The organism is Desulfobaculum sp. (assembly GCF_054921475.1).
Genome location: NZ_JBUDSW010000104.1, coordinates 1 through 11,667 on the forward strand (window position 1 = coordinate 1; position 11,667 = coordinate 11,667).

An 11,667-nucleotide genomic window follows, 5' to 3' on the forward strand; every position below is an offset into this window, starting at 1 on the left:
CACCGGGGCAAGGCGTGTTTTGGGCGGGAGTTTTTGTTGCCGCCGTGTTTGCGGGGCAAGGGGCTTGGGACCTACCTGCTGTGCCGTTTGGTGCGCTTTGGCGTTGCGCATGGATGCGGCGATGCTCATGTGCGCTCGCTGAATCTTATTGCGCGGCAGGATACCCCGCTTCGTAACGCCTTTTATGAAAATATGGGGTTTCGGCTGACGGTGTACCGCGACGGCGCAGGGTGGGCGAGGAGCGCGCACCTGCGCCTGCTCCGGCAACGCCATGATCCTGCAAAGGTCTGCGACATACCCCTTTCCGGGTGTCCTGCAGCTGTCATCCGGGCGACATTTGAAGGCTTGCGCCACGGCGGAAATGCCAGTAAACGGCATACAGCCGTATTTGGCGAGGGGTGACATTGCATGGAAATTGTTCTTTACGAACCGGAAATACCGCCTAATACAGGCAACATCGCGCGGCTGTGCGCCGCCACCGGAACGCGCCTGCACCTTGTGGAGCCGCTGGGCTTTAGCTTGGAGGACCGCTACCTCAAGCGTGCGGGGCTCGACTACTGGCCGCATGTGGATGTGACCGTCCACCCGGACTGGCCGTCGCTGCTTGCGGCGGCGGAAGGCAAGCGGCTGGTGTGCACCAGCTCCAAGCAGGGCGAGCGTTATGACCGCTTTTCGTACACTGCGGCGGATATGCTCGTGCTTGGCCCGGAGACGCGGGGACTGCCCGTGGAGGTTATTGACGACATCGGACAGTGCATCACCCTGCCCATCAGGCGGGGCAAGGTGCGGAGCCTGAATTTGTCCACATCGGCGGGCATCGTGCTGTATGAGGCGATGCGCCAGACGCAGACTCTTCCTGTAGGATAACGCCGCGCGGCGGTGTACCGCGCCAATGAAGACGCCTCCACATCTGTCATGATGCGGAGGCGTTTGGTCCAATTGCGCCGGGCGGTGCGGGTTAGGGCGGCGTTGGGATGTTCAGCCCCTGTTCTTCCCAGAAGCGCGCGGCGCCGGGATGGATGGGGATGGAGAGGCCGTTGAGGCCGTCTACGATGTTCATGGCTTTGGCAGTCTGGTTGACGGAAGTCATATAGCGCAGCCCCGCTGCGGAAAAGATGCTGGACAGCGCGCGGTGGACGATGTGGTTGGAGACGCGGGCATTGGCGCACCAGTAGGCCGCGTCCTGAAAGCTCTTCACCGGCGAATCAAGATTTCTGTAAGTGCCGCCGGGGATTTGGATAGGGGTGTAGAACGGGTAGACGTCGTAAAATCCTGTGGCAACTGCGGTTTTGTGCAAGTCCACAAGGGCGATGGGGCTGCGGGCTGATGCCTCGATGACGGAGGCGTTTGGCTCGCCGGCCAGCACCCAGAAGGCGTCGATTTTTTTTGCGCTGAAGGCCGTAGCGGCGGCGGAATAGCCCATATTCAGGCGTTTAATTTTGTCCCAGATGCCGATGTGACGGAAAAAGCGCTCCGCAGCGGCTGCGGCGCCGGACCCGGCGTTGCCGATGCCGACGCGTTTGCCCACAAGGTCCGTGGCGGCGGTTATGCCGCTGTCCTTGCGCACCACAAGGTGCGCGGGTGCGCCGTAGAGGTAGGCCACAGCGCGGGCGTTGTCGTAGCGGGTGGTATCCTGCGGCAGCCGTCCGTGGCGGCCAAGGTACGCGTCGCCGGAGTAGACGATGCCGAATTCAATGTGTCCCTTGTGCAGGCGCTTGAGGTTTGACGCCGAACCGCCGGACCCTTCCGGTGTGATTTCCAAATCGTCATAGGTCTGCGAAATGTGGTTGGCCATGGCGTTGGCGAAGTAGTTGAACGTGCCGCCAACAGGTCCGCCGCCAAAGGCAATGTATGATTTTTTGGCCAAAGCCGGGGACGCCGCCAAACAGGCGACGACGGCAAGGGCCGCAAGACAGCGCGCTGCGCGCCAGATGCCACCTTTCATGACCGACTGCTCCTGAATACAGGTTTGAGCACACCCCGCCAGCATATCACGCAGGCGGTGAGGACCGTCAAGCTTTACGACGACTTTACAACCGGAGCAGGGAGGGAGCGCGTTGCATGGGCGCCTTTGCCATGTGTCGCCAGCGCATCATTACATAACTGACGAGTTTGCATACGGTGGGAGAATATGATCGTACATCAGGATTTCCTAGTGGCTCTCTTTCTGCCTGTGGTTGCCGTTTTTGCGGATGTGCTGATTGGTGACCCGCACCGTCTGCCGCATCCGGTGTGCCTGCTTGGCTGGGTTGCGGCCCGTCTGGAGGAGGCCGCCCGCCGTACGTCCGGCGCGATGCGCCTGAAGGGCGTGCTTGGCGTATGCATCCTTGCCGGGGGCAGCGGGGCCGCGGTGTGGGGGCTTATTCATCTGCCTGTCATCGGAATGGCTGTGGGCCTCTATCTGGCGTATGCGGGGCTGGCCCTTGGGCAACTCCTGCGCGAGGCGCGCAGCGTTGCGCGTCTGATGGACGGTGGCGACTTGGACGGCGCGCGAAAGGCTCTGTCCATGCTGGTCAGCCGTGACACCGCCCATTTGAGCGAGGCGGAAGTGCGCTCCGGCCTTGCCGAGACGCTGAGCGAAAACCTTAACGACGGCTTTGTTGCGCCGTTTTTCTATTTGGCCCTTGGCGGTCCTGTGGCGCTGTGGGTGTACAAGGCCGTGAGCACGCTGGACTCCATGTGGGGATACATGACGCCGCGCTATCGGCAGTTTGGCTGGGCGGCGGCGCGTCTAGACGATGTTTTGGCATGGGCGCCTGCGCGGCTGACAGCCGTGGTGATGGTGCTGGTTGCCTGGTGCATGGGCGCGCGGACCAAGGGCGTGTGGGCGCGCATTGCCGCGGACGCCGGGAAAAGCTCCAGCCCCAACGCGGGGTGGCCCATGGCCGCCGCGGCGTGGCTTATAGGGGCGTCCATGGGTGGTCCGGCTATTTATTTTGGCCAGCTCAAGCATAAGCCTCAGCTTGGCCCCAAGCGTTTGGACTGGGATACCGAAGCCACGGAGCGCCTGATGCGGTTGGTGCTGCTCTCGGGGCTGGCGTGCGCCGCGCTGGTGCTTGGCGTTTTGGGGCTGACGCACTGCCTCGTCTAGGCGGGGGAGGGGGCCCTTTGGGCTGCAGGGGTGTTGCCCTTCGGGCGGAATGCGTATAGACCGTTCGGTTCTGGCCGCAGTGTCGCCACCCGGCCAGAAGAGCGGCAGGGAATCCCCTGAAAAAAGATTGGAGTAAGAGCCATGCATTCAGAGCTGGATGAATATCCTGAATTCGACTACTTAGTGTTTATAGAGGGGTTTCTTGTTCCCATCGCCCATATTAAGGCCATTGGCTGGGTGGAGAAGACTTTTCCCGACCCGGCGCGCCCCTACGAGAAGGAACAGTACTATTTCCGCGTGCACCTCGATCAGCCCGTTGGTGACAGCGGAGACGGCGTCGCCCGCGATTTAGCCTCCTTCTTCGAGACCGAGGACAAGGCCGAGGCCGCCCGCATGGAGCTGGCCGAACGGGTGACCGATTTTTATAAAAGCCTCTATGCCAATATGATGTTCACCAGCAACATCCACTGACGCTTCAACGCGCCGCAGAGTTTGCGGCGCGTTTTTTTTGCGTTTTTTCCGTTTTTTCTATATTCCCCAAATCCTTTGCGAAATGCATTGCTTCCGACCCTGCAAATCCGTGGGGGGCGGGGCTTTTGTCGCGTCCGGGTACATTCAGTGCATCCGTACGCTCATGTGGGCACTTTCGTCCGGGTGACAGGGGCCCACAGGAAAAATACAGCCGGTGTGGCGCAAGCCAGCAGAGTGCGGTAAGATGTGATGCCTTTGTCCTACGCAAGGCGGCGAAGTGTGCCGCTATTCTGCCGAAATGGCATGGATTTTTGGTGCGAGGCCGAGGCGCTGGCAGGCCGCCCCGAATGCGGGGCAGAGCGCGGCATTCTCGCCGCGGGATGGAGAAAACCCGGACGGAATGTCTGGTCGCTCGGGGCGCAGACCCCGGCAACCGGACAGGGAGACGGCATGAACGCTTTACGGGATTTGCTCGCCTATTCGGGCAACGATTTGCATAGCAGGTTCCGCCCCTTTGCGGAGCGGATGGAAGAGGCGGGGCAGCACCCCATGGTCCTCAATGTTTTCAAGTCGCTGTACGCGCGGCTTTTGGACGGCGACCCGGGTTCGCTGGCTGAGTCGGACATCACGCCACTCGCTGGAGATGAGCTTGCGCGCTACGGCAGTCTGGATGGGTATACCCGGCATGGGATGGACCATCTGGGCAAGGTGGCCATCATTAAACTTAACGGCGGCCTTGGGACCAGCATGGGGCTGGAGAAGGCCAAGTCGCTTATCCCTGTGCGCGATGGCATGTCCTTCCTCCAATTGACGCTGGCGCAGGTGGACGCCCTGCGCACCCGCTATAATGTGCCGGTGCCGCTGCTGTTCATGGACAGCTTCCGTACCCATCAGGATACCCTTACCGCCACGCGCAATTGCAACAATGGCAGTTGCGGCATTCCGCTCACCTTTGTGCAGAACAAATTCCCCAAGGTGCTGGCGGAGACGCTGGAGCCTGCCGATTGCCCGGAGAACCGCTCCCTTGAGTGGAATCCGCCGGGGCACGGCGATATTTATACGGCGCTTATCACCTCGCATATTTTGCCCCAGCTCTTGGATTCCGGCATCCGGTATGCGTTTGTGTCCAATGTGGATAACCTTGGCGCGCTGTTTGATCCGTCTTTGCTTGGCTATATGGTCAAGGAAGGGTTGCCCTTTGTCATGGAGGTGGCCCGCAGGCAGGAGACGGACCGCAAGGGCGGGCATCTGGCGCGTTTGAAGGATGGCCGATTGGCCCTGCGCGAGATTGCCCAGTGCCCGGAGGCCGACCGGCAGGCGTTTCAGGATATAAGCCGGCATAGCTATTTCAACACCAACTCCATCTGGCTGGACCTCGCCGCCGTGCGGCAGGTGATTCTGGAGGAGGGTATGGTGCCGCTCTCCCTTATCCGCAATGAAAAGACCCTCGACCCGCGCGATGCATCCTCGCCGCGCGTTATTCAGTTGGAGACCGCCATGGGCGCGGCCATATCGTGCTTTGCCGATGCCGCCGCCGTGGAGGTGCCCCGCCGCCGCTTCTCCCCCGTGAAGACCACCGCCGACCTGCTGACCGTTATGTCCGATTGCTACGAATTGCGCGACGACTACGCCCTTGTCCCGCGTGAGGAGCGCTCCGAGGATTTGCCGCAGGTGGCTCTGGACGGCGAATATTATAAGTGCATTGACGATTTTCTGTGCCGGTTCCCGGAAGGGGTTCCGTCGCTGATGGAGTGCTCATCGCTGGATGTGTGCGGCGACGTAACGTTTGCCGCTGATGTCGCCTTGGAGGGTGACGTCCGCATCAATGCAGAGGGGGCCGCGTCCGTGTTCCGTTGATTGTCCCGCGCCCAAGGGAGGAGGTATGCATCCCGCACCGCCCATGACGCCGTATTCCGAGAGTCTGCTTGTGCACCCAAGGCGTATTGACGTCCTGCGGCGCGAAGCCGTGGGATTTGCCTCGGTCGACTTGGGGCGGCGTCAGCTGTGCGATTTGGAACTTCTGCTCACGAGGGCGTTCTATCCGCTGGAGGGCTACCTCGGGCAGGTGGATTATGAGCGCGTGCTGGACGAAATGCGTCTGGCGGATGGGGCGCTTTGGGCTATGCCGGTGTGCCTGGATGTACCGGAAGCCGTCGCGCAGACGCTTCGGCCCGGTGTGCCGCTGGCCCTGCGTGACAGCGAGGGCTTTATGCTGGCGGTACTGCACGTGCAGGACGTGTGGAAGCCAGACAAGGCCCGCGAAGCCCGCGCACTGTACGGTACGGATGACCCCGCCGCCCATGATGGGGTTCGCCGCCTGTATGACGAGGTGGGTGAATGGTACGTGGGCGGACGTGTGGAAGGCCTGCACCTCCCCCAACACTATGATTTTCCTGAGCTGCGGCTCTCTCCCGCCGATGTGCACCGCGCCTTTGCCCAGCGTGGGTGGCGGCGCGTGGTGGGCTTTCAGATGGCCTCATGGCCGCATTGCGCCCACCATGACATGATGCTCGCCGCGGCCCGCGAGGCCGAAGCCAATATCTTCATTATGCTCGATGTCAGTCCCGGCCGGGACCGACGCGCCGAGACATTCCCCCTTATCCGCAGTTACCGCAAATTCCTTGAGCGTTTTCCGCGCAACATGGCGGCCTTGGCACTGCTTCCGTATGCCGGGCGCGGCGCTGGCCCGCGTGAGGCTCTGTGGCAAGCGCAGATACGCGGCAATTATGGCTGTACGCATGTGCTGTTGCAGGGGCAGGAGCAGGGGCAGGATGACGCCTGTGCGGAGGGCGGCCTGCGTCCTGAAAGTGGCGGGGACGATGCGGCGATGGAGCTTGTACAGCGCTACGCCGAGGAGGCGGGGGTGACGCCCCTTGCGGAACGCCCCCGGTGCTATGTGGAGGACAGGGCGGAATATGTGCCGCTGGACGCCGTCACCGAGGATATGCGCGTGAGGGAAATTTCCTCGCGCGAGCTGTGGCGGCGGCTTGAACACGGGCTGGAGATTCCGGAGTGGTTCCTGTTTCCCGAGGTGGTGGACGAACTGCGCAAGGCGCATCCGCCCCGGCACAAGCAGGGTTTTACGGTTTTCATCACCGGGCTGTCCGGCGCGGGCAAGTCCACCCTTGCCAAGGTGCTGCTGCATAAATTCCTGGAAATGAATGGCCGTCCGGTCACGCTCCTTGATGGCGACATCGTCCGCCGCAACTTATCCAGCGAACTGACGTTCTCCCGCGAACACCGCAACCTGAACGTGACCCGCATCGGCTACGTGGCGAGTGAAATCACCAAGAACCGTGGCATTGCCCTGTGCGCGCCCATCGCGCCCTATGAGGAGTCGCGGCAGGCGGCGCGGCGGTTGGTGCGGCAGTACGGCGGATTTGTGGAGGTCTATATGTCCACGCCGTTGGCCGTGTGCGAGCAGCGCGACCGCAAGGGATTATATGCCAAAGCGCGGGCAGGGCGCATTGCCGGGGTGACGGGCATTGATGCGCCCTACGAGCCGCCGGTGAAGCCCGACCTTGCAATTGACACAACCGAACGCACGCCCAAGGAAGCCGCGCACGAGGTGCTGCGCTACCTTGCCGTGCAGGGGTATATCGTCTAGCCCCAGCCATATTGCCGCGAAACGAAAAGCCCCCGTCTGTCATGCAGGCGGGGGCTTTTCGTTGCAAAAAAGGGGGGAGGGCGGCGCGTGAGGCTCCTGCGCGATGTCGTTCCGGGGTGCTCCGCCCGGGAGCATCCAGCCGCGGGAGAGGTGGCGGATCGCGGGCTTCGGAACACGGGCGAAAGCGAGTCGCGCCGTGGCGTATGAAAGAGGCGGCCAGTGGGTAAGGAGCCGGAGGAAATACGGGAGAAGGAACGGGTTGGTGCAGTGTGGGGGCTGTGCTGGTGAACTGGGAGGGAAGCTGTCCTGACTCGGCGCGAGCGCTGCATCAGCGTTTCCCTCCCCCGCTTTCTACATAAGACACCTGCCAGCTTTGGCAAGGGGAATTTTGGCCTATGCCGGGGCTTCTTCGCGATTCTCCTGTTGGGCTGGCCCTCTGTGGCGGTGACTCTTTGGCAGAAGTTTTGCGCTGGCATATACCGACACCGGATGCGCGTTGTTGTGCAGGACGGTGCCGCTGAGTCCCAAGAGGCATACCGTGGTGCCAATGAGGGGGCTGAAACTTTTACCGGGGAAGAGGGAGAGGGACGCTAGGCCGATGTGGAGGATGCTGAAGGCGATGCCCGCAACGCACAGGGTGCGGGTGCGGTGGAGGTCCATTTCGGTGCCGAGGGCGGAGATGATGGGAGTGCCGCCAAAGACGTGTGTTGGAGTGGAGGCGGCGCGGGGGTGCCGGGCGCTGAGGAAAAGCACACCGCAGAAGGCCACGCACGTTGCCCCGCAGATGCCGACCATGAATGAATACGTGGGCAAATACGCCGAAAAAATGGCTGCCATTCCCTGAGCGGCAATGGACGCAACGATGACGGCTCGGCCAAGACGGAATCCTCTGCTGCGTAAGCGGCGCGCACAGGGCGCGAGAAGGGGCGGTGTTGTCTTGGATATGAAGGCGAACAGCGGAACGAGGTAGAAGGGAAGAGCCAAGTCCGGGAGGGCATCAGATGGGGCCACCATGTGCCCGTTGCGCATTGTCATAAGCATGGCTTCGATATCGATGGAAAAGAACAACGCGGTGGTCGCCCCGACGGAAAAGGCGAGAAAGGCGTCCTGCTGCGGATGAAGCCACGCAGGAAGGCCCCCGCTTCTCTTGTGCCCCGCTTCCCCAGTTTCGTCGTATCGCTGGGCAAGCTCACCGGCTTTCCGGGCGTTTGCGTGGCTCAGGAAAACCGTCAGAAGCAAAAAGCACAACGTGAGGCCAGAGGTGATATAGAAAAAGGAGTTCCATAGCGCAGGAATAAAGAGCGTCCCGTAACACGCGCCAATATAGACCACCGCGCCCAAAACAAGCGCAACGCGAGTCCAAGTAACCTGATCCGAAAGGCGAGGTGGCGCATCCATGCAGAAGCTCCTTGGTGTTTTAACATGCTGAAAAAATTGTGTATCCTTTTTTATTGATGTCGTCGATCCGCCCATGCTTGGTGTTCAACTGACACTGGAAGGGCATTGTTGGAGATAGAATGGAGTTGAGCTGTTATCCATAGGGCGTGCGGTGAAGAAGGCAAAGAATGTTTTCCGGTATATGAAGGATTGACAATAGAGAGGGAATTCGAGATTAAAATAGTGTGGTGGTATCTTTTGTTGTGAAAAGTCGCGTGAGTATACTGATGTATAGAGCTATGGAGTTACGATTGAGAGGGGAAAAATGAATCAAGCCATGTGGATATTGATAAGCGTATATTGAGGGGGTGTATTGTTTACAACACAAGGCTACGCCATCCTATTGCTTGTAACTTTCACTTTGCACGCTTTTGCAAGGTCGGCACGCGTGCAAAATGTTGTCCTTCTGTGCGCAAGTTTGTTTTTCTATTCCTTTATAAATATACACTTTTTGCCAGTTTTAGTGTTTACGTTTGTGTCGTCGTATTTGTGTTCGTGCTTAATACGAACCTATACAAGGTTTAAATATAGTATTGCGTGGATTGGGATAGGTGTCCTTGTTATGAATCTCGCATACTTTAAGTATGCATCGTTTTTTCTTGAAAATATAAATTTGATCCTAGATTTGAAAAAAACGGGCGTCTCAAGTGAGATAGTTTTACCAGTTGGGATATCATTTTTTACGTTTCAAGCGATTTCTTACATAATTGATGTATTGCGCGGAAAGTGTAGTTATCGTGGCTTTGTTGACTATGCGCTGTATATTTCTTTCTTTCCGCAACTTGTAGCGGGTCCAATAGAGAGGGCGAATAACATTTTTCCTCAAATTAGTGTGAGGAGGAATGTGCTCGCGCAGAATATACAAAGCGGTTTATATATATTAACAATCGGTTACTTTTTAAAGATTTGCATTGCCGATTATTGCGGAATTATCGTGGATGCTGCGTTCAACCATAAGCTGTATACGGGGTGGACAACAGTTCTTGCGACAGTGCTTTTTTCTATTCAAATTTATTGTGATTTCTGGGCGTACAGCCTTATTGCAAAAGGATCGGCAAAGCTCTTTGGTATCGAACTGGTATGGAATTTTAATGCTCCTTATGCCGCAACTTCTATAGTCGATTTTTGGAGACGTTGGCATATAAGCTTAAGTTTATGGCTTCGTGATTATCTGTATATTCCTCTTGGTGGTAGCAGGGAGGGGGCTGGGCGTACAGTTGTTAATATCCTTGCAACATTTACGCTATGTGGGCTCTGGCACGGTGCTGGTTGGAATTTTGTTGTCTGGGGTGTGTATAATGGATTTCTTGTGGCCATTGTTCATGTAATGAGATCAATAAAAAAGCTTAATATCTTTCGCACAGGGGATTGGTTGGGATGGGTGTTAACAACTCTGGCTGTTCAATTCGGATGGTTTTTGTTCAGGGTGCGGTCACTTGAGCAATTGATGAACTGTTTCAATTCGTTTTCAAATATGTCGTGGCTTACTGGGCATACCATGATGTTAAAAGTTGCAGTACTTTTTCTGTTTGTCATAGCGGTTGTCGAACTAATTCAAAAGAGAATAATTGAATATGATGGCCTTTTTGTGTTCCAGTCGATACGCCGCGCTGCAATAACAGCTATCATGGTCACGCTATGTTTTGCATTGTATAAAAAAGAATTTGGTCAGGCCTTTATATATTATAATTTCTAGCAAGCAGCGATTGCAACGGAGCATGTTAGCGGAATGAAGAATACAAAGGTGAACTTGATGGCATACCTATCATCCGTTGCTTTGTTTGTGACAATCCTTTTTGCGATTGGTCTGTATGTGGGACAGTATGTTGATCATAATGAAATAGTCTTGAATAATATAAAAAAAGAAATAAGTACTGTGATAGCCTATACGCAGTGGATGAGGGTGCATGGAATACGGGCGGACATAGGGATATTCGGAGACAGTATTGCAAGTAATTCTCTTGTTGCGCAGCAAATTGCAACAGAAACAGGCTTCTCAATAGAATCGTTCTCTACGACGGGGTACTGTGGTCCTGAGGGGTATGCAGAGCTTGTTGATGTCTTTTTCACCTATAACCCGGACTCCTATGCCGTCATCGCAATAAGCCCAACGCAGTTCTATCGACTTCCTGAGTGGCGTCCGTACGGTAAGGTGAGGAAAATAGCACAGGTTCTTCAGCGTGAAGCGAAAGCGTCGGTTGCTGGGGTCCCGCTTTACCGTCGATGTCTACTTCCAATACAATTGTATGCCAAAAGACTTTTGGACACTCCCTTTGTCTCTGCCCCAATGAACCAGGCATTTGGGGGCTATTCGCATTTTCAGCACATTATTGCAGAGACGGGGAACTATCCATCTCCGCAGATTGTCAGTGGGATGAATCTGTCGCTAGAGGAGTATATGAGTCAGGAATCAGAGCCCATCTCCTGGAAATTGCGAGGTGGGTTTGTGCCCGATATGACCCCTGAGTACATCGCGGTACTCGGCAAGCTTAAAAGTGTCATACAAAAGTATGGATTCAGTCGATTCTTTCTCACAGTTCTGCCTATTCCAGATAATGCTCCCCCCGAGAAGTTGGCTCAGCATGCCAAGTCTGCGTCGGCACTCCTTGAATATTTAGGCCTGCCTCGTTCACAGTATATTGAAATGGCACCTGGTGCGCCAAGCTCTTTGTACGGAGACGGGCGCCATTTTCATAAGCCAGGGAGCCAATACATGAGCCATATATTCGCCGATGCATTCAAACGAACATTTCGGCGAGCGACAATCAGAACATTGGAAGAACACGCACAAAAAGAATAGCCCTTGTATCCCTCGCAGGCAGTTCCGTTAGAATGCTGGGTGGGGGGCTCCTAAGAGGGGAAGGCTGGGCTTAAGGAGTAATGCAGGTGGACCCCTGAAGCGGGTTTGCGGGGCCGTTTGGGGATGATGGGGCGAAGATGTCGGCCCCGGCTACCAGACCAAAAGGAAAAAGGGACGTAGAGTTGCCTCTACGTCCCTATATTCTCTGGTCGGGATGGCGCGATTTGAACGCGCGGTCTCTGCGTCCCGAACGCAGCGCTC

Annotated in this window: 10 protein-coding genes; 8 read left to right on the forward strand and 2 right to left on the reverse strand. The window is 57.1% G+C overall.

Annotated elements, in window-relative coordinates; genetic code table 11:
- The first annotated feature begins 408 nt into the window (after positions 1–408).
- A complete protein-coding gene (locus ACY69P_RS08420) occupies positions 409–867 on the forward strand; it encodes a tRNA (cytidine(34)-2'-O)-methyltransferase (RefSeq protein WP_459901415.1) in 459 nt (152 codons plus the stop codon).
- 91 nt (positions 868–958) lie between these two features.
- Here ACY69P_RS08420 and ACY69P_RS08425 read toward each other — a convergent pair whose 3' ends face one another.
- Positions 959–1,945, reverse strand: coding sequence for a TAXI family TRAP transporter solute-binding subunit (locus tag ACY69P_RS08425; protein WP_462327164.1), 987 nt, complete (start codon positions 1,943–1,945; stop codon positions 959–961).
- 210 nt (positions 1,946–2,155) lie between these two features.
- Between ACY69P_RS08425 and cbiB the strand changes: the two genes are divergently transcribed.
- From cbiB to ACY69P_RS08445, 4 genes are all read left to right on the forward strand, one after another.
- Positions 2,156–3,091 (forward strand): adenosylcobinamide-phosphate synthase CbiB, encoded by a 936-nt coding sequence (gene cbiB / locus ACY69P_RS08430; RefSeq protein ID WP_462327165.1) that lies wholly within the window; start codon positions 2,156–2,158, stop codon positions 3,089–3,091.
- Positions 3,092–3,232: 141 nt separating this feature from the next.
- Positions 3,233–3,562, forward strand: coding sequence for a hypothetical protein (locus tag ACY69P_RS08435; protein WP_462327166.1), 330 nt, complete (start codon positions 3,233–3,235; stop codon positions 3,560–3,562).
- Positions 3,563–4,012: 450 nt separating this feature from the next.
- On the forward strand, positions 4,013–5,419 hold the full coding sequence (locus tag ACY69P_RS08440; RefSeq protein WP_462327167.1) for a UTP--glucose-1-phosphate uridylyltransferase: 1,407 nt from the start codon (positions 4,013–4,015) through the stop codon (positions 5,417–5,419).
- A gap of 25 nt (positions 5,420–5,444) precedes the next feature.
- The gene (locus tag ACY69P_RS08445) at positions 5,445–7,169 is read left to right on the forward strand and encodes a bifunctional sulfate adenylyltransferase/adenylylsulfate kinase (RefSeq protein ID WP_462327168.1); all 1,725 of its coding nucleotides are present in this window, start codon (positions 5,445–5,447) and stop codon (positions 7,167–7,169) included.
- A gap of 393 nt (positions 7,170–7,562) precedes the next feature.
- Here the strand turns inward: ACY69P_RS08445 and ACY69P_RS08450 are convergent, their stop codons facing one another.
- Positions 7,563–8,006, reverse strand: a complete 444-nt coding sequence (locus tag ACY69P_RS08450) for a hypothetical protein (protein WP_462327169.1) — start codon at positions 8,004–8,006, stop codon at positions 7,563–7,565.
- A 177-nt stretch (positions 8,007–8,183) separates the two neighbouring features.
- Between ACY69P_RS08450 and ACY69P_RS08455 the strand changes: the two genes are divergently transcribed.
- The 3 genes from ACY69P_RS08455 to ACY69P_RS08465 all read left to right on the forward strand — a co-directional run bounded on the left by ACY69P_RS08455 (position 8,184) and on the right by ACY69P_RS08465 (position 11,406).
- On the forward strand, positions 8,184–8,456 hold the full coding sequence (locus ACY69P_RS08455) for a hypothetical protein (RefSeq protein ID WP_462327170.1): 273 nt from the start codon (positions 8,184–8,186) through the stop codon (positions 8,454–8,456).
- 625 nt (positions 8,457–9,081) lie between these two features.
- Complete coding sequence (locus ACY69P_RS08460; protein ID WP_462327172.1) at positions 9,082–10,302, forward strand: MBOAT family O-acyltransferase; 1,221 nt, start codon at positions 9,082–9,084, stop codon at positions 10,300–10,302.
- Between the two features lie 33 nt (positions 10,303–10,335).
- The gene (locus ACY69P_RS08465) at positions 10,336–11,406 is read left to right on the forward strand and encodes a hypothetical protein (protein WP_462327171.1); all 1,071 of its coding nucleotides are present in this window, start codon (positions 10,336–10,338) and stop codon (positions 11,404–11,406) included.
- The last annotated feature ends 261 nt before the right edge of the window (positions 11,407–11,667 follow it).